This window comes from Ensifer sp. 22460 (genome assembly GCF_052044935.1).
Lineage (GTDB): Bacteria > Pseudomonadota > Alphaproteobacteria > Rhizobiales > Rhizobiaceae > Ensifer.
This window is the reverse complement of the sequence record NZ_JBQENZ010000003.1, coordinates 20,534-39,947: the sequence shown is the minus strand read 5'-3', so window position 1 is coordinate 39,947 and position 19,414 is coordinate 20,534. Positions and strand designations below refer to the sequence as shown.

Annotated in this window: 23 protein-coding genes; 9 read left to right on the top strand and 14 right to left on the bottom strand. The window is 63.5% G+C overall.

Annotated features, from left to right (window positions below; genetic code table 11):
* Positions 1 to 147: 147 nt before the first annotated feature.
* Positions 148 to 636, bottom strand: a complete 489-nt coding sequence (locus tag ACTJKM_RS04465) for an N-acetyltransferase family protein (protein ID WP_440659929.1) — start codon at positions 634 to 636, stop codon at positions 148 to 150.
* A 181-nt stretch (positions 637 to 817) separates the two neighbouring features.
* A complete protein-coding gene (locus ACTJKM_RS04460) occupies positions 818 to 1,249 on the bottom strand; it encodes a rhodanese-like domain-containing protein (protein ID WP_440659928.1) in 432 nt (143 codons plus the stop codon).
* Between the two features lie 86 nt (positions 1,250 to 1,335).
* Here ACTJKM_RS04460 and ftrA point away from each other — a divergent pair, with 86 nt between their 5' ends.
* Together ftrA and ACTJKM_RS04450 are read left to right on the top strand one after the other, a co-directional pair.
* The gene (gene ftrA / locus ACTJKM_RS04455) at positions 1,336 to 2,361 is read left to right on the top strand and encodes a transcriptional regulator FtrA (protein ID WP_440660028.1); all 1,026 of its coding nucleotides are present in this window, start codon (positions 1,336 to 1,338) and stop codon (positions 2,359 to 2,361) included.
* Positions 2,362 to 2,363: 2 nt separating this feature from the next.
* Complete coding sequence (locus tag ACTJKM_RS04450; RefSeq protein ID WP_440636488.1) at positions 2,364 to 2,945, top strand: immunity 26/phosphotriesterase HocA family protein; 582 nt, start codon at positions 2,364 to 2,366, stop codon at positions 2,943 to 2,945.
* A 10-nt stretch (positions 2,946 to 2,955) separates the two neighbouring features.
* Here the strand turns inward: ACTJKM_RS04450 and ACTJKM_RS04445 are convergent, their stop codons facing one another.
* The gene (locus tag ACTJKM_RS04445; RefSeq protein ID WP_440659927.1) at positions 2,956 to 3,936 is read right to left on the bottom strand and encodes a nucleoside recognition domain-containing protein; all 981 of its coding nucleotides are present in this window, start codon (positions 3,934 to 3,936) and stop codon (positions 2,956 to 2,958) included.
* Positions 3,937 to 4,052: 116 nt separating this feature from the next.
* Here ACTJKM_RS04445 and ACTJKM_RS04440 point away from each other — a divergent pair, with 116 nt between their 5' ends.
* Entirely contained in the window at positions 4,053 to 4,508 is a 456-nt protein-coding gene (locus ACTJKM_RS04440) for an Lrp/AsnC family transcriptional regulator (protein WP_058322360.1), read from the top strand.
* An 83-nt stretch (positions 4,509 to 4,591) separates the two neighbouring features.
* Here ACTJKM_RS04440 and ACTJKM_RS04435 read toward each other — a convergent pair whose 3' ends face one another.
* A complete protein-coding gene (locus ACTJKM_RS04435) occupies positions 4,592 to 5,341 on the bottom strand; it encodes an SDR family oxidoreductase (protein WP_057253689.1) in 750 nt (249 codons plus the stop codon).
* Between the two features lie 165 nt (positions 5,342 to 5,506).
* On the opposite strand from ACTJKM_RS04435, the gene ACTJKM_RS04430 reads away from it, so the two are divergent.
* Together ACTJKM_RS04430 and ACTJKM_RS04425 are read left to right on the top strand one after the other, a co-directional pair.
* Complete coding sequence (locus tag ACTJKM_RS04430; protein ID WP_057253691.1) at positions 5,507 to 5,914, top strand: GFA family protein; 408 nt, start codon at positions 5,507 to 5,509, stop codon at positions 5,912 to 5,914.
* 15 nt (positions 5,915 to 5,929) lie between these two features.
* Positions 5,930 to 6,517 carry a hypothetical protein gene (locus ACTJKM_RS04425; protein ID WP_058326699.1) on the top strand — a complete coding sequence of 196 codons (588 nt, stop codon included), beginning with the start codon at positions 5,930 to 5,932 and terminating at the stop codon, positions 6,515 to 6,517.
* Positions 6,518 to 6,535: 18 nt separating this feature from the next.
* Here ACTJKM_RS04425 and ACTJKM_RS04420 read toward each other — a convergent pair whose 3' ends face one another.
* Positions 6,536 to 7,429 carry a LysR family transcriptional regulator gene (locus tag ACTJKM_RS04420; protein WP_440636490.1) on the bottom strand — a complete coding sequence of 298 codons (894 nt, stop codon included), beginning with the start codon at positions 7,427 to 7,429 and terminating at the stop codon, positions 6,536 to 6,538.
* A 74-nt stretch (positions 7,430 to 7,503) separates the two neighbouring features.
* Between ACTJKM_RS04420 and ACTJKM_RS04415 the strand changes: the two genes are divergently transcribed.
* Positions 7,504 to 7,779: a DUF1127 domain-containing protein gene (locus ACTJKM_RS04415; protein ID WP_156436830.1), complete on the top strand. Its 276-nt coding sequence runs from the start codon at positions 7,504 to 7,506 to the stop codon at positions 7,777 to 7,779.
* 45 nt (positions 7,780 to 7,824) lie between these two features.
* Here the strand turns inward: ACTJKM_RS04415 and ACTJKM_RS04410 are convergent, their stop codons facing one another.
* The 6 genes from ACTJKM_RS04410 to ACTJKM_RS04385 form a co-directional block, all read right to left on the bottom strand.
* Entirely contained in the window at positions 7,825 to 8,406 is a 582-nt protein-coding gene (locus tag ACTJKM_RS04410; RefSeq protein WP_058326697.1) for a nucleotidyltransferase family protein, read from the bottom strand.
* A gap of 43 nt (positions 8,407 to 8,449) precedes the next feature.
* On the bottom strand, positions 8,450 to 9,148 hold the full coding sequence (locus ACTJKM_RS04405) for a Type 1 glutamine amidotransferase-like domain-containing protein (RefSeq protein ID WP_058326696.1): 699 nt from the start codon (positions 9,146 to 9,148) through the stop codon (positions 8,450 to 8,452).
* Between the two features lie 77 nt (positions 9,149 to 9,225).
* Complete coding sequence (locus tag ACTJKM_RS04400; protein ID WP_058326695.1) at positions 9,226 to 9,651, bottom strand: hypothetical protein; 426 nt, start codon at positions 9,649 to 9,651, stop codon at positions 9,226 to 9,228.
* Between the two features lie 90 nt (positions 9,652 to 9,741).
* Entirely contained in the window at positions 9,742 to 11,685 is a 1,944-nt protein-coding gene (locus ACTJKM_RS04395; protein WP_058326694.1) for a MacB family efflux pump subunit, read from the bottom strand.
* 8 nt (positions 11,686 to 11,693) lie between these two features.
* The gene (locus tag ACTJKM_RS04390; RefSeq protein ID WP_058326693.1) at positions 11,694 to 13,043 is read right to left on the bottom strand and encodes an efflux RND transporter periplasmic adaptor subunit; all 1,350 of its coding nucleotides are present in this window, start codon (positions 13,041 to 13,043) and stop codon (positions 11,694 to 11,696) included.
* A 178-nt stretch (positions 13,044 to 13,221) separates the two neighbouring features.
* Positions 13,222 to 13,845, bottom strand: a complete 624-nt coding sequence (locus ACTJKM_RS04385; protein WP_058326692.1) for a cysteine hydrolase family protein — start codon at positions 13,843 to 13,845, stop codon at positions 13,222 to 13,224.
* A gap of 127 nt (positions 13,846 to 13,972) precedes the next feature.
* On the opposite strand from ACTJKM_RS04385, the gene ACTJKM_RS04380 reads away from it, so the two are divergent.
* On the top strand, positions 13,973 to 14,821 hold the full coding sequence (locus ACTJKM_RS04380; protein ID WP_058326691.1) for a LysR family transcriptional regulator: 849 nt from the start codon (positions 13,973 to 13,975) through the stop codon (positions 14,819 to 14,821).
* 336 nt (positions 14,822 to 15,157) lie between these two features.
* Here the strand turns inward: ACTJKM_RS04380 and ACTJKM_RS04375 are convergent, their stop codons facing one another.
* Positions 15,158 to 15,736: a hypothetical protein gene (locus ACTJKM_RS04375; RefSeq protein WP_440636495.1), complete on the bottom strand. Its 579-nt coding sequence runs from the start codon at positions 15,734 to 15,736 to the stop codon at positions 15,158 to 15,160.
* Between the two features lie 228 nt (positions 15,737 to 15,964).
* Between ACTJKM_RS04375 and ACTJKM_RS04370 the strand changes: the two genes are divergently transcribed.
* Positions 15,965 to 16,606 (top strand): TetR/AcrR family transcriptional regulator C-terminal domain-containing protein, encoded by a 642-nt coding sequence (locus ACTJKM_RS04370; RefSeq protein ID WP_373419870.1) that lies wholly within the window; start codon positions 15,965 to 15,967, stop codon positions 16,604 to 16,606.
* A gap of 57 nt (positions 16,607 to 16,663) precedes the next feature.
* The gene (gene ilvC, locus ACTJKM_RS04365; protein WP_058322376.1) at positions 16,664 to 17,683 is read left to right on the top strand and encodes a ketol-acid reductoisomerase; all 1,020 of its coding nucleotides are present in this window, start codon (positions 16,664 to 16,666) and stop codon (positions 17,681 to 17,683) included.
* Between the two features lie 374 nt (positions 17,684 to 18,057).
* On the opposite strand, the gene ACTJKM_RS04360 is transcribed toward ilvC, so the two are convergent.
* Both ACTJKM_RS04360 and ACTJKM_RS04355 read right to left on the bottom strand, forming a co-directional pair.
* Positions 18,058 to 18,282 carry a hypothetical protein gene (locus tag ACTJKM_RS04360; protein ID WP_057253719.1) on the bottom strand — a complete coding sequence of 75 codons (225 nt, stop codon included), beginning with the start codon at positions 18,280 to 18,282 and terminating at the stop codon, positions 18,058 to 18,060.
* A gap of 236 nt (positions 18,283 to 18,518) precedes the next feature.
* Positions 18,519 to 19,292, bottom strand: coding sequence for a TIGR01458 family HAD-type hydrolase (locus ACTJKM_RS04355; protein WP_057253721.1), 774 nt, complete (start codon positions 19,290 to 19,292; stop codon positions 18,519 to 18,521).
* Positions 19,293 to 19,414 lie beyond the last annotated feature (122 nt).

The following is a 19,414-nucleotide window of genomic DNA, read 5'->3' as shown; positions in this document are numbered from 1 at the left end:
AAGCGGGGTCTGAAATCAATCAAATTTATGTGGCATTTGAGTAGTCAATTCGAGCTAGGCAGGGCCGCGCGGCGGCCTGCCCAAGCGGATTAGAAAGGCTTTGCCGGGGTTAGACGTCATTTTTGCGGCCCATGGCCAGGCTGATCGCTAGCTTTCGCCGCCATCCGCGGTGATCTCCACCGGCATCGTCCAGGGTTCCCAGATCGCATCGTGGCTGCCGCCTTCGCGTCGGTAAAAACGCTTGGCGGCGTCGTTGGTCGCAAGCACGGTCCAGTTGATGCGCGGCGCGCGGATCCTGGCGGCGTGGCGCTTCAAAGCTGCGATCAATGCGGCGCCTGCGCCCGAGGAACGTGCTGTTTCATCAACGAAAAGTTCCTTCAGCACCAGCGTCGGCTTCAGATCGTAGGTCCACGGGATGACATAGTGTACGGCGATGCCGACTGCACGACCGCCGAGATCCGCGACGAGCACGCCGAAGCGCGGGTTATCGCCAAGCCCGTGTTCGATGAGATCCGCTTCGGTCACGAAAAATTTGTCGATGTAACCTTCGAAGATTGCAAGGCCGCGCATCAGCTCCAGCACATCAGTCACGTCGTGGCGTTCGAAGGGGCGGACGGTGAGGGGTGATGCGTTCATCTCGACATCTCGTGCAAGGGGGGTACCCGTTAGGTGTGGGTTACTGAAGTCCGGCGGGGACGCCGGCCTTGCTGCAGATTCTTTGGATAGCAACCCATTTAGGGACAATTATCCAGCGGTTCGAAGTGCCGTAGCGATCTTGAACAAGGCGCACGCCGCAGTGGTGCGCGCTGACCGGCGCTCAAGCGGCGAGCAGGGCCTGCGCTTCACCCGGTGCTGCGCCGGTGGCGAAGGCGAAGCCTTCGTCTTCCCAGCCGGTGATGCCGCCGATCATGATCTTCACGGGGCGGCCGAGGCGGGCGAGCTTGAGGGCCGCCTGATCGGCGCCGTTGCAATGCGGGCCGGCGCAGTAGGCGACGAAGATGGTATCTTCAGGCCACTCGGCCATGCGCTCGGCACTGATCTCGCGGTGGGGCAGGTGGATCGCGCCCGGCACGTGGCGGCGGGCATAGGCAGCGTCCGAGCCGACCACATGCAAGAGCACGAAATCCTGCTCGCCGCTCTTCAGCGCATGGGCGACGTCGGCGCAATCGGTTTCGACGCTGAGGCGCCCGGCGAAATGGGCAATGGCAATCTTGGGGGAAGCAGCGGGGGTTTCGGTGACGTAGCTCATCGGGGCTCTCCTTGGCTCGGTGCGTGTTGACGAAGAGATATGTAGCAGCGCCCGATGAGGGCTGGCAGTTGGCAACATTGCCATATATGCTCAAGATCATGCCAAAGTCGTTTTCCGCTACCCGATCGCTCCAAAATCCGCTCGTCGTGGCGCTCGCCTATGACGGGCTGTGCACCTTCGAGTTCGGCGTCGCCGTCGAGATGTTCGGCCTGCCACGGCCGGAAATGGGCGAGGACTGGTATCGCTTCGCCGTCGCCTCGGTCGATCCCGGCGAGCTGAGGGCAACCGGCGGCGTGCGCTTTGTGGCCGATGGCGGCATCGAGCTTCTGGCCGAGGCGGGCACGATCATCGTGCCCGGTTGGCGCGGCGCGGACCAGCCGGTGCCGGAGGCAGTCTGCCAGGCACTGCGGGATGCGCATCAGCGCGGCGCGCGCGTCCTTTCCATCTGTTCCGGCGTCTTCGTGCTGGCGGCGGCAGGCCTGCTTTCGGGCCGGAGGGCGACGACCCACTGGCGCTATACCGACAAGCTTGGGGCGTTTTATCCTGACATCGAGGTGGTGCCCGATGTGCTCTATGTCGATAGCGGGCAGGTGCTGACGTCTGCCGGCAGTGCCGCCGGCATCGACCTCTGCCTGCATCTGATCCGCCGCGATTTCGGCAGCGAGGCGGCCAACCGCGTGGCCCGCCGCCTGGTCGTGCCGCCGCACCGCGACGGCGGGCAGGCGCAGTTCATCGAGCGGGCGGTACCTGATGTGCACGAGAGCGCCCGGCTCGGGCCCTTGCTCGACCGCATGCGCGAACGGCTGGGAGAGGATTTCTCGATCGCAGTACTGGCGAAGGCGGCGGGCATGAGCGAGCGCACGTTCTTGCGCCGCTTCGAGGCGGCGACCGGCACGACGCCGGCGCGCTGGCTGCTCGGAGAAAGGCTCAGCCGCGCCCGGCAATTGCTGGAGGAAACCGCGCTCGGCATGGAGCAGGTGGCCGAAGCTTCCGGCTTCGGCTCGACCCAGACGCTGCGCCACCACTTCCGCCAGCAGCTTTCGACGACACCTGCCGCCTACCGCGCGGCGTTTGGGCGAATCTTAGCGGCTACGAACCTGGCTGCGGAATGACCTTGGCGGTATACGTTGCGTCGGCGTGCGCGCTCCTTGCGATCTCCGAAGTTGACAAAATAGGGATAAATGGTGTGACGAGCTCAAAGCCAAAGAGGGTCAGGCGCAAGGTCGGCGATATCCTGCGCATCGACCTGGGGTCTGGCCAGCACGCCTATGCGCAGGTTGCGAGCGAGCCGTTGATTGTCTTTTTCGACGGCGTGTTCACAAAAGACGTCGCAATCGAGGAAATTCCTACGCTGCCCGTCGTGTTTACGCTTGGTGTGTTCAGGTATGCAGTGACCAAGGGTGTATGGCCTGTAATCGCTTCGCAGCCGTTGACGCCAGAAAATGCGCAGGAGCCCTTCTTCTTCAGACAGGACATCATCAACGGCCGCCTCTTTCTCTATCATTCCACCTTCGCCGATCAGAATTTTGAGCGTCCTGCCTCCCTTGCTGAATGTACAGGCCTCGAATGCGTCGCGGTATGGGAACCGGAGCACGTCGTTGACCGGCTACGCGATCATGCAGCGGGGCGGCCGAACCGATGGGCCGAGGCGCTGAAAATCGACACGGCCCGCCTGACATCACCAAGCCGAGCTTAGCCGCTGGCCGCTACGCCTCCGACAGCGCAGGTTCGGTACCGTCCTTGCGAAAGAAGGACCGGAAGAACACGGCGTCCGGCGCCGAGGCGATGACCCGGGCGACGATGGCTGTTGCCGCAATGGCAAAGACGAGACGCCCGAAGAACACGCTGGTGAAATCCGCGCCCAGCGCGACGACCACCAATGTGTCTTCTATCAGGCTGTGGCCAAAGCCCATGAAGACGCAGGCGAGGAAGACCTGGCGCGGCTCGACCTTGGCTTCGCGGGCCTCGCGGATCAGCAGTGCACCACCGTAGGAGATACCGAGGAGCACGCCGACGGCGGCGAAGGGCACCGTTTGCGACTGGATGCCCGCAAGGCGGAAGAGTGGCGCCATGCCCCGGTTCAGCCAGCCGAGGATGCCGACGAGCTTCAGAATCTCGATCGTCCAACTCAAGGCGAGCAGCACCACGAGCATGGTGGCGAGCGTCTTCAGCGTGCTCAAGCCGAAGGCGAGCCAGCCGGAGCCCTCGTTGACCGGTATCCATGTGGGATTCAGCGGCGTGGTGAGCCATCCGGTTACCGCGAAGACTTGGTGTAGCAATGCCGCGAAGACGAGGCCGCCGCCAATCCTGAATGCTCCGGTGACGAGGAAGCTCGGCCCGGCCTTTTGGATGATGCGCTGCTCGATCGGGATGGCATGCGCCACCAGCATCAATGCCGAAAAGACGGTCATGTCGGCAGTCGTCAGCTCCGAGACCGGGACCAGCGCGAAGACGACGACCGCCCCCCAGATGCCGACAAGCAGGCCGGTCAGCCAGGCGAAGGCAAGCTCTGGCGGCAGCCCGACGAGTGTCATCAGCGGCTCGAAGGCGGGTGCGACCGCGCGGATCACGCCGAGTTCCTGCAGCACATGGGTAACGATCGTGACCGGCACGATGATGCGCACCAGGTCAAGGTAGACTTCGAGTGTGGCGAGCGTCTTGCGGTAGAAAATGATGTGAACGGCCATGACGGTGTCTCCTTGAATGTGTTGTCCAAGGACTAGCGCGAGGCCCTTCGCAGTTGTGGTCAAAATATGCACTTTCGTGCAATAAAATTGCAAATGGCTACAACAGGGGGACGGAGATGGACAAGATCGACAGCAAGCTTCTGAGGCTGCTGCAGGAGGATGCGTCGCGCACCAATGCCGATCTCGCGGCTGAAGTCGGCCTGTCGCCGTCAAGCTGCCTGCGCCGCATAAGGCGCCTTCACCAGACCGGCGTCATCGACCGGATTGTCGCTGTCCTCAATCCGGCAAAGGCCGGGCGAACGATGAAGGCGATCATTACCGTGGAGCTCGAGCGTCACGGCGAACAATTCGTCCGCCGCTTCCTCGACATGGCCGCCAAGGAGCCGGCGGTGATCCAGGCCTATAGCGTCAGCGGCGAGACCGATGCGCTCTTGATGCTGCGACTGAAAGACATGGACGAGCTCGACGCGCTGACCGAGCGGCTTTTCAAGGAAGAGAGCAACGTTGCGCGCTATTACACGGCGTTCGTGATCCGCACCGGCAAGGAGACGACGGAGATTCCGCTGGGGTAGGGTCGCATCGGGACGCTCGGTATCGCCGCGCGCTTGGTTCGCGCCGGGGCAACGTGCCCCGGCGCACAAGACTGTGGCGACCGTCACTTCACCGCAGCATTGCCGCCATCGGCAAACAGCGCCGCACCGGAGACGAAGCTTGCCATCGGGCCGGAGAGGAAGAGGGCGGCCTGGGCAATTTCTTCCGGCTGGGCGATGCGCTTCATCGCGTGCAGGCCGGCGGCCCATTCCTTCTGTTCCTTGCTGCCGCCTGCCGGCGTATCGACACCGCCCGGGAGCAGGGCATTGGCGCGGATGCCCTTTGCGCCATAGTCGGCGGTGATGCCCTTGACGAGGCCCATCAGCCCGGCCTTCGCTGCGCCATAGGCGGCCATGCCGGGAATGCCGACGCTGGTGCCGACGAAGGTGGAGGTGAAGACCAGCGATCCGCCATCACGCGCAAGCATCGCCGGGATCTGGTGGCGGGCGCCGAGAAAGGCGGAGGTGAGGTTGGTGGCAAGCGATTGCTGCCATTCCGAAGCGGTGATCTCGGCGACCGGCTTCATGACGTTGACGACGCCAGCATTGTTGACGGCGATGTCAAGACCGCCGAACTGTTTCAGCGCCGCCTCCACCAGCCGGATATGGGTGGCTTCGTCGGTAACGTCGCCGCTGACGGCGATCGCTTCGCCGCCATCCTCGCGGATCGCCTCGACAACAGCCGTAAGCTGCGCCTTGCCGCGGGCATTGGCGACGATCTTCGCACCCTCGGCGGCGAAGAGCTTGGCGACTGCGCGGCCGATGCCCGAGGAGGCACCGGTGACAATAACGATCTTGTCTTGCAGCATGGTCATGGACTTTCTCCTCTTTGGTTGAGGCGCCTTGACTAATGCTGGGAGGGGGGAGCGCCCACCCGATTTCCGCCCACTCAATTCGGAAGACGGTTGACGGGCGACGATTTTCAATCGGCGGGGCCGGTGGCATAGTCCGAGCCGACAAGAGGGGCAGGGAGGAACGGGATGCTGAGGACCTATCGGGGGAGCTGCCATTGCGGCGCGGTGCGCATCGAGGCGGACATGGACATCAGCGCCGGCACCGGGAAATGCAATTGCACGATCTGCGTGAAGATGCGGCTCTGGTCGGTGGTGGTGAAGCCCGAGGCTTTCCGCCTGATCGCCGGCGAAGAGGCGTTGACGGACTATCGCGGGCGCAACCCGGTCGCCCATCATTTCTTCTGCAGCCAGTGCGGCGTCAGGCCATTCGAGCGGATCGACGCGCCGAACATGACCGACGAGACCTACTACAACATCAACGTCGCCTGCCTCGATGGCGTCGATATCGACGAGTTAGTCTCAGCCCCCGTGACCTATTGCGATGGGCTCAACAACAACTGGGGTTCGATGCCGGCCGAGGTGCGGCATTTGTAGGGCTGGAATTGATTGATGGTGGAAAAGACGTTTCCTGAGGCTTTCCCGATCGCACTTCGCTGTCAGTCCGTGAATGCTGTTTCGGCACTCAGGTTGAATTCCGACTATGTATCCGGCCAGTTTTCGGTCAACATTCTCGGCGAGACCTTGCGCATACCCAACCGAGTTCATCTATCGGCAAGGCCGGAGTTCCCGGGACTGAGCCTGTTCGAGCGGCAGATGGCCCTTTGCTTGCTCACGCGCAGCACGGACGGCTTCCAACGCCAGGCCGCTCTGCAAGAAGTCCTTCGCATCAATCAGCCCTGGTCCATTCCCTTCGTCATCGCGCTGATCGGCGAATACGTCGTTGAAATCGTCCGGGATATCCAAGCGGCTCTGCCCGACCTGGACGGGGACGTCGTCTCGACATTTATCAGGGCGAACCCGGTGTTTTATAAGCTCACCTGTGACCGAGTTACCAGCTATTGGGACTGCTACTACCGCTGGCAGTTCTCGCGCCGTGACTACGTCGGCTTCAAACTCTTGCAGGAACTGGACGCAATGCGTGATCTCGAACGGTGCCATCCCCGAGAGGTGGCATCGATAGGGGCTGGTAGGCCCTAGTGAAACTTCTCAAGGAAGCTAGTCTTCGTCCAGATCCGCCAACGTCCTTAGGGCGGCCAGCGTTTCGCGCAGCGCCCGGTCGAGCCGCTTGTCGCGGCGAAGCACGAGGGCGGAGCGGCGTGAGAAGGGCGGCGTAACCTGCCGCACCTCCAGCCGTTCGCGATCCCCGGCGCGCAGCGCGATCTCCGGAACGAGGGCAGCACCCAGGCCTGCGGCGACCATTTCCTTGATCGCATCGACGCTGCCGAACGACATCAGCGGTTTGACGTCGGTGCCGCCCGACACCAACCATTCATCGGTGATCCGGCGGGTGTTGGCGCCCGGTTCGTAGAGGATCATCGGGTACTTCGCCAGGGTTTTTGCGGTCACGCTCTCGGGGAGATCGGTTCCCAGAGGCGCGATTGCGACGAAGCGTTCGTCGAAGAGCGGCGCGACATCGAAGATGCGGCCGGTGACGGGCAGGGTGACCAGCCCGATATCGAGCAGGTTTTCATCGACGGCCCGGACGATGTCGGCGCTGTTGCCGGTCGTTACCGTGATGTCGAGGTCGGGGAAGCGGCGCTTGAGATCGGCGAGCAGCGGCGGCAGCAGGAAGGCGCAAGGGGTGGCACCGGTGCCGAGCCGCACCCGGCCAAGCACGCCCTTGGCATGGCGCGCCACCGCTTCGATGGCCTGGCTGGTTGCAGCCTCAATGCGGCCGGCATGGGCAAGCAGTTCTTCGCCTGCCGCACTCGGCCTTGCCGTGCGGCCGACGCGCTCGACCAGGCGCACGCCAAGCTGCTTTTCCAGCGCCCGCACCTGCAGGCTGATTGCCGGCTGCGTCAGCCCCAGGCGCTCCGCGGCCGCCGAGAAGCTGCCGAGTTCGGCCACCAGCGCGAAGGTCTTGAGATAATCGAGGTTCAGAGCGCTCATATCAAAGTTTCTCTTATGATTCGAATATGAATGATAAGCTTCTTTTATGAAATGTCGAGGCGCAGACTGTGCCCATGGTGAGAAACAAAACATGGGTGTTCGACATGTTCCGGGAAATCGGCCTTTATCTCGTCGCCTCGCCGCAGTCGCGGTACTGGCAGTTGCAGCAGTTGCGCGAACTGGACGCGGAGCGCCTTGCCGACATCGGCATCACACAGGCCGAGGCGCAGCTTGGAAGGCGCAAGGCAGCCCCGGTGCGGGCGCGAGAAAGCGCAATGCCCACACGGCATGCCGAGGCTGTGCGGGGCGATGTAGTCGCTGCAGGTATCGGCGACCATTTCGCCGCTTGAAGCGGCGAGGCGAGGGTTGCCGGCCAAATGTGTGAAAGCCTTGGCTCAATCAGGGTTCTCATCCCAGCGTTCGATCCGGAGACACGGCCAAAGAGCGCTCCATCGATTGACCTTGCGCTCATATACCTCGCGCGTGATCTGGCTCTTGTTGGCCCGCACGATGGGGGCCAACAGGTCGCCAAGGCCGAAGGGCGCACATACGTCCAGACCGCGCGATGACGGGCGAATGCCGACGGCGGTTGCTGTGGTCGGGAATGTCGCGATGGCCTCTTCCATCGAGCTATAGGGCTTGATGGGGCTGCCGAACTTCTCCTGATACCAGAGGTGAACGCGCGCCTCGTTCTTGACATCGATCCGGACGGACCAGTCAGTGAACAGGTTTCCGATCCGGGTGGCGTGCGCGGCCTCCGCCTCTTCGGAAAGGTCGTCACCGTCGAAATAGACGATGTCGATGTCGCTGATCCCATGTGCGGGAGGCAAATCGAAGGCATGGTTCCAGACGGTTTGTGCGATTGCCCCGGCCACCAGCCAGCCAGCCGGCAGGGCAATCTTCTCCCAGTTTCCGAGGATCGGAGAAAGTAGCGGGCTCTTGAGGACGATGGCCCGCAGCTCCTCGTGCTCGCGCATCGGATGTTGCCTTCGGTGTGAGAGGATCTCAGGATCTGCCATGTCACGCCTTGGATATCGAGAATCCGTCGAGCCTGATATCGCCCGCCGTTTGCACGGATCCAGCGGCGATCCACACGGGATCTCCAAAACATTCGACCCGCCTGCCTGTGGCGACGATGCCGTCGCCATCGTTGCAGGCGACGATCGGCTGTGCCGTATGCGTGCTGTAGCGCAAGAGCGCGGGCAGGTGGGTGTCGTCGTCGCTGAGATGCGGAAAGAACGCGAACGGCACCAGATCGAGCGCGTCGCCGTCTGCAATGTCCTCGGGCCTCAGGCCAATGAAGAGCGCGTCCGTCGCGATCGTCGGGGCCATGAGAATAGCGCCGGCGCTGACGCCGATCAGGATGCCGCCGGAGAGTGCCCAGTTTCGGAGCGGCCCAAGCATGCGGCTTCGTTTCAGCCGTTCGAGAAAGCCTCCGGTATGTCCGCCCGAAAGGTGAATGGCATCTGAGGCGAAGAGTGCTGCGATGTCTTCTGCCGAATGCGGCTCGTCGAGATCGAAGAACAGCGCGAGGTCGAGGCCGTATCGGCCGTAATAGGACCGGGCAGCAAGGAAGAAGCTGCGGTCTGGCTCCGGGCCGGATGCTACATAGGCGATGCGGCGTCCCGGTCCAAGCGCCTCAAGCATTTCCACGAGCCTTCGATCAATCGCCGAACATTCCGGGAAAAGCTGATCGCTGTAGAGGACGAGGTTGACCATCTTGACCTCCTGCTTCCCCGCGCCTGCGACCGCAGGGGATTGTCCAGTCTTCACGCCGTTCCCGAACGTTCCGTTTTCTAGCTTGCCCGCGCCGGCTGCTGCGACACACGCTGCCCGTAGCGCCAGACGCCGAGCCAACCGAAATAGTTGAGCAGAAGCAAGAGCAACAAACCGAAAAACCCTGACAGGAGACTTTCGTCTCCGCCTTGGGGTGCGGTGATGAGGGAGACGAGGTCCCAAACCTTGGTCAGCGAGGTGTAGAGGCACCAGCCAGCGAGAAACCAACTGAACGGCCGCCACAGCGGAAAGGGCGGGATCTTCAGGTCGAAGGCGTAGGCAAACAGCCCTATTGTGACCGCAAATTCCACGACCAGACCTACATAGAACAGCGCTCGGTCGGCGGACGACAGCTGGCGTGCTATTTCAGGTGGCAACGTGACAAAAGCCAATGACAGGAGAAAAATGAGAATCAACCCGTAAAGTACTGCAAACGCTTTCCACATCGCGAATCATCCCCAAGTTGCGCCTCTGCGATCTTGGGATTTGGGGTGCGCTTTGTCTATCAGCCGCCGGGCCACATCGCGCCGCCCCGCTCAATCCGCACTCAGCGCCACGGCCGGCTGCAGGCGTGAGGCGTTGCGGGCGGGCAGGAAGCCGAAGGCGAGGCCGGTGAGGAAGGCGCAGGTAAACGCGAGCGCCACGGGTCCGAGGGTGAAGGAAACGGGCATGCCGAACTGGCCGGCAAGCGCGCCGGTGCCGAGCCCGAGCAGCACGCCGAGCGCGCCGCCGATCGCCGAGACGACCAGGGCCTCGATGATGAACTGCAGCAGGATGTCGCGCTGGCGGGCGCCGGTCGCCATGCGCACGCCGATCTCGCGGGTGCGCTCGCTGACCGAGACGAGCATGATGTTCATGACGCCGATGCCGCCGACCAAGAGCGAGATCGCGGCGACGGAACCTAAGAACAGCTTCAGCGTGTTGGAGGTCTCGGTGAAGGCCTCGCGCACCGAGGACATGTTGGTGATCTGGGTGTCCTGGCGCTTGTGGCGCTGGTCGAGCAGCGCCTGGATCGTCTGCTGGGTGATGTCGATCGCCGAGCCGTCCTTCACCTGCACGGTGATGGTGCGGATGTTGCGCTGGCCGAAGAGGCGGATGCTGCCCGTCGTCAGCGGCACCAGCACAACGTCGTCCTGGTCGTTGCCGAACGACGTCGCGCCCATTTCCGCCATCACGCCAATGACCTGGAAGGGGATCTTGTTGACGAGCACATATTGGCCGATCGGGTTGTCGCCATCGGGGAAAAGGGTTTTCACCACCGTCTGGCCAAGGACCGCGACCGGCGCATAGATGTCCATGTCGTTCTGGTTGATGAACTCGCCGCTCGCCATTTTCCAGGATTTTGCCGTGGTGAACTGGGGCACGGTGCCGTTGGCGGTCGTCTGGTAGTCGATATTACCGTGGCGAAGCGTGACGCTGCTGGTCATCTCGGGCACGGCGAAGGCGACGTTCGGCACTTCGAGGATCGCATCGGCATCGGCCGGGACCAGCGTGACGTTGCTTCCCCCCGCGCTGCCGCGGAAGTTCGCCATGCTGGGGCGTACCACGAGCAGGTCCGAGCCCATGGAGGAGATGCGGCTCAGCACCGAATCCTGCGCGCCGGTGCCGATCGCCAGCATCGCGACGACCGAACCGACACCGATGACGATGCCGAGCAGCGTCAGGATGGTGCGGAAGAGATTGGCCTTCAGCGCCCGGAACGCCATCTTCACCGCTTCGGTGACATCGGCGATCGCCGCCGAACCCTCGCTGACATGGTGGGCAAGGGCTGCTGCACCTTCGGCATTGCTGCGGCTCTTCTTGGCGCGGTCGGCGACGATGCGGCCGTCATGGATCTCGATCAGCCGGTCGGCCTGTTCGGCGACCTCGCGCGAGTGGGTGATGACGATGATCGTGTGGCCCTGGTTGTTCATGTCGCGCAAGAGCGCCATGACGTCTGAGCCGCTCTGGCTGTCGAGCGCGCCGGTCGGCTCGTCGGCGAGGATCACCCGGCCGCCGTTCATCAGGGCGCGCGCAATGGAGACGCGCTGCTGCTGGCCGCCGGAGAGCTGGTTCGGGCGATGGTCGAGCCGCTCGCCGAGCTTCAGCGCTTCAAGCAGCGCCTCGGCGCGGTCGTGCCGATCGCGCGCCGACATGCCCGCATAGACCGCCGGCACCTCGACATTCTCCTGGGCGCTCGCCGTCGGGATGAGGTTGTAGCTCTGGAAGACGAAGCCGAAGGTGCGGCGGCGCAGTGCCGCCAGCTCATCGGTATCGAGGTCGGCAACGCTTTCGCCGTCGATCAGATAGTCGCCGCCGGTCGGCTGGTCGAGGCAGCCGAGAATGTTCATCAGCGTCGATTTGCCGGAGCCGGACTGGCCGACGATCGCCACGAACTCGCCCGCCTCGATGTCGAGCGAGAGGCCGTGCAGGACCTCGACGGCGAGATCGCCGTTGAAATAGGTCTTGCTGACGTGCTTGAGCGAGATGAGCGGGGACATGGCCAACCTCAGAACATCGGCGGCATGCGCATGCCGCGCTGGCTGCGGCCGTCCCGGGCGTTGCCGTTGTTGCCGGCACCGGTGCTGACCACGATCTTCTCGCCCTCTTTAAGGCCGCTCCTGATCTCGGCGCTGACGCGGTTGCGGATACCCACTTCGACGTCTCGCGTTTCGAGCGCGCCGGAGGCGGTGACGACGGTGACCTGAGCCTTGCGGCCTTCGCCCCGTGCGCCGCCCGCCTGGCCATTGCCCTGGCCGTCGCGTCGGCCGCTGCCCTGGCCGGCCGCTTCGCCGGTACCCTTGGCGGGGTGGCTCAGTGCGGCGCTCGGCACGATCAGCACGTCCTTGGCGGCAGCCTGCACGAAGAACACCTGCGCGCTCATCGACATCATCAGTTCGCCGTCGGGATTGGGGACGTCGAAGAGGGCGTAATAGAGCACGACGTTGTTGGTGGTGTCGGGCATCGGCTGGATCTGCCGGAGCTTGCCGACGAAGCGTTTGCCCGGCTGGCCGAGCAGCGTGAAATAGGCATCCATGCCGACCTTCAGCCGGGTAACGTCGGCTTCCGAAACCTGTGCCTTCACCGTCATGGTCGAGAGGTCGGCAATGGTGACGATGGTCGGCGTCGTCTGGTTGGCGTTCAGCGTCTGGCCTTCTTTCGCCGGGTTGGCGACAATGGTGCCGGTCATCGGCGCATAGATCTTGGTGTAGCCGAGATCGACCTTGTCGCCGGCAAGCGTCGCCTGCTGCTTGCGGATCTGCGCTTCGATGGCGTTGACATCGGCTTCAGCCGCGGCGAGATCGGCGATCGCCTGGTCGAGCGTCGATTGCGCCACGCTTTTGGTTTCGACGAGATTGCGCTGGCGGTCGATATTGGCCTGTTTCAGAACGAGCTGCGCCTTCTTGGAGATGAGTTGCGCCTGGAGATTGGCGAGCTCCGCCTGGTCGATCTCGATGCGGTTCTCGATCGTTGCCGGGTCGATCTCGGCGACCAGCTGATCCTGAGTGACCTTGTCGCCGATCTCGACATGCAGCGCCTTCAACTGGCCGGAGACCTGCGCGCCGGCATCGACGGATTTGACCGCATCGAGCGTGCCGACGGCTGTGACGCTGTTTTCGATGTCGCCGCGCGTCACCAAATCGGTCACCATGGCAGCCGTTGCCGGTTCCTCGCCGTAGCGCACCCAGCCGTAATAGCCGGCACCGGCAACGGCGAGCACGACCGGCAGCCACAGCCAGCGGCGCGTGCGGCGCTTGCGCTTCACCTTCTGCACCGCACCGGGAATGAAGGTGACGTTGGGGGTCGCGTCGTCGCGGGGCGTGGCGTCGGCTCGCGCCGTCTTGGCTGTCTTGTTCATCGCATGCGCCTAACCGGCATCGTCGATGCCAAAATGGATAGGTCAAAAATAGAAGCGAATGGACGCGGCGAAAAGCATTGAGATCATTATATTTTCGTAATCTTCCTTATCTGCGGGGAAACAAAGGGCGTCCACGATCGGTGGACGCCCGAGCTTTCAATTGCAGGTGGCGAGCTTGTCAGCCCCGCGGGGCAACCAGCACAGCCACATCGACGACGGCGCCGTGGTGATCGGCAAGGCCGGCGAGCTCGGCGTCATGCAGGGTGCGCGCCGGAACGGTACCGCTTGCGGAGGGCAGGTCGCGGGTGGTGCAGGCGTCGGCGGCAATGGTGATGCCGTAGCCCAGGTCCTTGGCGGCGCGGGCGGTCGAGGACACGCAATTGTGCGTCATGAAACCGGCGATGATCACAGGCGTGCCGGCCGGGCCGACGAGCTCGGCAAGGTCGGTGCCCGAGAAGGCGTTGGGCCGCGGCTTCTCGACGACGGTTTCGCCGGCAAGCGGCGCCAGCGCATCGACGATCGCGCCGCGGTGCAGCGCCCGGTCGAACACGCCGCCGGCCGAACCGCGATGGGCAACATGGATGATCTTGGCGCCCGCGGCACGGGCTGCGAGCAACAGCTCGCGCGCCTTCTCGACGGCGGCTTCCGGTTCGAAAAGCCGCAAGGGGCCGGCCAGGTATTCGTTCTGATAGTCGATCAGGATCAGCGTCGCATCACCAAGCGGCGGCGGGGTGAGCGTGACGCCGGCGAGCGTGAAGAGGGTTGCCGGGGCGGCGGGCGAAGGGGTGGCGGAATCGGACATGGGAAGGCTCCTTGGTTTGGTCGAAGTGGCCGTTGTGAACCGGGTCGTCAAAGCGGTCTGTCGATAGGCTTGATCTTAGCGGCTGCGTTGATGCAGAGTGATCCGAAGTTTTCGGAGGATGATCTGCATGAATGCAGGGACGTGGGCAGATCTCGAACTGCTGGATCATCTCGTGCGCGGCGCGACGCTGAGCCAGGCCGCCCGTTCGCTCGGCGTCGACCAGACGACGGTTTCGCGCAGGCTCGCAGCGCTGGAGCGGCAGGTGGGGGCAGCACTCTTCGATCGCATCGACGGCCGGCTGACACCGACGCCGGTGCTTGCCCCTGTTGTCGAGCGGTTGCGGACGATCTCCGAAGAAGCGTCGCTGTCGCTCGCGACGCTTTTGCGGCGGACGGCGGAATTGAAGGGCCAGGTACGGGTGACAAGCATCGGCTTCGTGCTGAGCGCCATCCTGGCGCCGTCGCTTGCCCGCCTCGAACAGCGCCATCCCGGCCTCACCCTTGATCTCGTTGCCGACAACCAGATGCTGAGCATCGAACGGCGCGAGGCCGATATCGCCATCCGCATGGCGCGCACGGGCGAGGATTCGGTGCGGGTGAAAAGCCTCGGCACGCTTCGCTTCCGGCTTTTCCGGCCAAAGGGGCTGGGGACGGGGCCTTGCCCGGTCGTGCGCTACGGTCCGGGGCTTGCCCATGTGCCGGAGATGCAGGCGCTTAACCGGCTGCGGCCGGATGCGCGTGTGGCGCTGACCGCCGACAAGCTGGAGATCCTGATGGAGGCGGCGCTTTCGCTCGGCGCCGAACTGATGCTGCCGGAGGTCTCCGCGATGCGCGACCCTCGCTTCGAGGCGGTAGACGAGCCGGGTGCCGCCGCCGAGCGCCCGGTCTACCTGATGATGCATCCCGAGCGGGCGCGGGTGCCGAGCGTGGCGGCGGTGGCGGCTTTCATCGAGGAGGCGATGAGGGGGTGGAAGTAGGCGGGTTCGTTCACACGGATCCAAGCTGCGTTCGGTTCTGCCCCTCACCCTAGCCCTCTCCCCGCAGGCGGGGAGAGGGGACGCGGGCGACGGCTGCCCACCACTGAGGAGCAACTGTCGGAGAAACGTCGACGTAGAACGGAGCCTTAGCGGGGAATCGGGGGCGCTTATTGTTGGGGCGAGCGGGCGCCGCACGCTTCCTTCGCCCGCTTGCGGGGAGAAGGTGCCGGCAGGCGGATGAGGGGCAATTCCCTCACCGCGCGGATGAGGGGCGCCGTCGTTGAACCAGGAGAGCACCAAAACCACGCATGACAGGCGATCGTCGGCGGTGATCGATCAATCCGCCGAAAACTCCCGTACCAGAGCGTCGAGCGCCCCCGGAGCCGCGACGTCGACACAGCGGATGTTGGCGGCCCGGGCGGCCTCCAGCATGTCTCTGTTCTCGCGGATCGAGCGCTCGATGAATTTATCGATTATTGCGGCCTCCGGCTTGTCCGCATTACCGCGGCGGGCTTCTTCCAACATGCGCCGACGCAGGAAATCGTTATCCGCGTAGAAGAAAACAGGGAGGACTTCACCGTGTTCGAGTTGAGCCACGTATTCAGGCCGGAGTGCGGCGCCCTCCAGCACGAACGGCTTTGCCAGTTGGCGATGGCTTTCGATGATCTGGCGGATGCGCGGCCACATATTCTCATGGTGAACCTTCAGGAACCAATGAATGGTCTCGTCGGACAGGCTGGCATAATATTCGGCGACCTGCGGGCGGACCGATGGCCACGGCCTGCCGGGATGGCGGCCCAGATTGTCCGTCGAGATCAGCTCGCGACCGAGAGAGCTTGCCAGAGCGCTAGCCAATGTCGACTTGCCGACATGCGAACTTCCTCCAATCAGAAGACCCAGGGGCGGTTGCTGCATGCGTTGAACTCCATCCATATCGAGTGATCGATCTTGCCGTGATCAGCCCATTTGGGCGGTGGCAGGTCGATCTCGTTCAGTCGGCTCGAAACCTATGGGCTCCGCCTTTCGCCGTCACCGCCGAAATTTTGCCCTGTTGTGAGAATCGTCTTGACGCCTCCGGGGTGCTTCACTAGAAGAGTGCGAACCGTACCGTACGGTACTGATCGGGAGCGAGGCGACGTGCAGATGACTGCGGCGATAAGGGAGGCGAATGCCGGGGAGGGGCTGACGGAACGTCAGGGCGCCGTTCTCGAACAGGCATTGCGTCTTCTGGTCGACGGCGGCGAAAAGGCGCTGACGACGGCGGGCATCGCGCGCGCGGCCAATTGCTCCAAGGAAAGCCTCTACAAGTGGTTCGGCGATCGCGACGGGCTGATCTCGGCAATGATCGGTTTCCAGGCGAGCAAGGTGCGCACCCAGGACGTCGCCGCCAAGGCGCTCGATGCCGAGAGCCTGGAGCGACACCTGATCGTCTTCGCCAAAGATCTGCTCGAGGTTCTCTCGGGCGACGTGTCGCTGGCGCTGAACCGGCTGGCGATCGGCCAGGCGAGCCGCGATGGCTCCAAACTTGGCCACATGCTGCAGGAACGCGGACGCCGGCAGATCGGCCGCCGTGCGGCCGCACTGCTGGAGGCCGGGCGCAAAGCCGGGCTGCTCAGGTTCGACGACGCCGACGAGGCCTATGGTGCACTTTATGGGCTTGTCGTTTCCGACTGGCACCTGAAGATGCTGCTCGGCGAAGAGGCCGGCGAGATGAAGAAGAGTTTCAGTCGCAAGGCGGAGCAGGCGGTTTCAGCCTTCCTCGCGCTTTACGGCACGAAAGGGTAACGGCGGGGGGAACCTCGCCATCGACAAACTGACAAGCAAACGGGAAGGACCACGAAAATGCGCGTCTATTACGATCGTGATGCCGATATCAACCTGATCAAGTCGAAGAAGGTCGCCATCGTCGGCTACGGCAGCCAGGGCCGCGCCCATGCGCTGAACCTCAAGGATTCCGGCGCCAAGGAAATCCGCATCGCGCTGAAGCCGGGTTCGGCAACGGCTGCCAAGGTCGAGGCCGACGGTCTCTCGGTTCTTTCGGTTGCGGAAGCCGCCAAGTGGGCCGACCTGATCATGATGGCAACGCCTGACGAACTGCAGGCCGAAATCTACAAGGCCGACATCGCCGGCAACATCCGCGACGGCGCTGCGATCGCTTTCGCCCACGGCCTCAACGTTCACTTCGGCCTGATCGAGCCGAAGGCTTCGCTCGACGTCGTCATGATCGCGCCGAAGGGCCCGGGCCACACGGTTCGCGGCGAATACCAGAAGGGCGGCGGCGTTCCCTGCCTCGTTGCCGTTCACCAGGACGCTTCGGGCAACGCCCTTGACCTCGCGCTCTCCTACGCCTGCGGCGTCGGCGGCGGCCGTTCGGGCATCATCGAAACCAACTTCAAGGAAGAGTGCGAAACCGACCTCTTCGGCGAACAGGTTGTTCTCTGCGGCGGTCTCGTCGAACTGATCCGCGCCGGCTTCGAAACGCTGGTTGAAGGCGGCTACGCTCCGGAAATGGCCTATTTCGAGTGCCTGCACGAAGTGAAGCTGATCGTCGACCTGATCTATGAAGGCGGCATCGCCAACATGAACTACTCGATCTCGAACACGGCCGAGTGGGGCGAATACGTCACCGGCCCGCGCATCATCACCGAAGAAACCAAGGCCGAAATGAAGCGCGTCCTCAAGGACATCCAGACCGGCAAGTTCACCTCCGAGTGGATGCAGGAGTACAAGTCGGGTGCAGCCCGCTTCAAGGGCATCCGCCGCGTCAACGACAGCCACCAGATCGAGGAAGTCGGCGCCAAGCTGCGCGGCATGATGCCCTGGATCGGCAAGAACAAGCTGGTCGACAAGGCGAAGAACTAAGCCTTATCGAACGATTGAATGAAGGAAGCCGGGGCAGTGCCCCGGCTTTTTTCGTGACGTGGGCAGGCCATTTGCAAAACCGCGTCATTGCTGCCGGATCGGCGCGAGATTGGTCGAGGCAGACGGGTGGCAGCCTGACGGCGTGCGGCGGCAAGATGCAAGCAGTCGGCCTGGAGCATCCTGCCTGAAGTGAAACCAGTTGAGACAGAAAGATGGGCTACTGCATGTTTCCTTTAATCGTGGCCGGTTAAAGGACAAAAACATGCAGCACTTCAAAGTGCTACAGCGACCTTTGCGCGTCTGATAAGACGCGCGGCGCTGTAGAACCAAAGCACTCGAGCGTGATTGGTGCGATCATCTGAACGCACGGCGCCCTAGACGACTTCCCAGAGAAACCGAAGTAGATCCAAACAGAGACTCCCAAGCAGATCCAGCCAAAAGCCAGGGAAGGCGACAAAGGCTGAACCGGCGCCGAAGCCGACCACGCCGAAACCGAGCGCTCCGTCCCAGCCGTGACCTTGCCAGCCGAGCAGGGCGCCGAAGGCGGTCGCCGCACAGACGACTGTGACCCGAACGATAAACAGGAACGTCTCGCGCATGCTTGCCTTCCTGGCTGAGAGCAGAACAATCTATGGTTCACTCCAGCATATAAGTTCGCGTATGCGTAATCGCCAGGGGCCAGGCGCGAGGAGGTCCGAAGAGAGGGCCGTTCCGTTTCGGCTACCGCATGTCTCCTTTAATCGGCTTCGATTAAGGGACAAAGACATGCAGCAAATCAAAGTGCTGCAGCGACCTTTGCGCGTATGATAAGACGCGCGGCGCTGTACCTCGGGTGTCAGTCCCGCTGCGCCGCCAGGATGAGATCGCAGGCGGCCGTAATGTCGTCGACAACCGCCGAAGGCGCCGGCTGGAAACGCTGCTCATCGCCATCGCGATATTTGCCGCTGCGCACGAGGATCGCGGTGCCGATCCCGGCGGCAAGCGCACCGGCGGTATCGCTTTCGGCATCGTCGCCGATCATGGCCAAATCGGCCGGGTCAAGGCCCATGCTCGCTGCTGCTGCCAGGAAGAAATCGGCAGAGGGTTTGCCGAAGAGCTTCGCCTTGATACCGCTCGCATGTTCCAGCGCCTCGACAAAGGGGCCGGCATCGAGGCTCAGCTCGCCGTCGCGATCACGGAAGAACCGGTTGCGGGCGAGCGCCAGCAGCGGCGAGCCAGCCATCAGGGCGCGAAACGCGGCGTTGAGGCCCTCATAGCTGAAGCGCTCCGCGGCATCGCCAAGCACGACGGCGACGGGGCCGTCCATGCGGCAATCGGCGAAGTCTTCCTCAAGCGCGGGATGAATGAGCAGGTGCGGCTGGTGGCTGTTCGCCTTGAGCCAGGCGCGCGCGGCGGCAACCGGCGTGAACACCTCGTCGGCAGCGCAATCGAAGCCAAGGCGCTGCAGGTGAGCGACGATCTGGCGTTTCGACTGGCGGGTGGTGTTGGTCAGGAAGCGGACGGGGAGGCGAGCTGCGCGCAGCCGCAGCACCGCCGCGATGGCACCCGGCAACACCGTGTCGCCGTCATAGAGCACGCCGGAGAGATCGAGCAGCACGCCTCTTGCCATGGCAAGAGACTGCCTGAGCGCCAGACCATGGTCAACGTTGGGCGGCGGACGCCTCCCAATCGGTCCGCGCCTATCGCGCCGGCACCTTGGGGACTGGCTGCTGTCTTCCCACTGCACGCGGG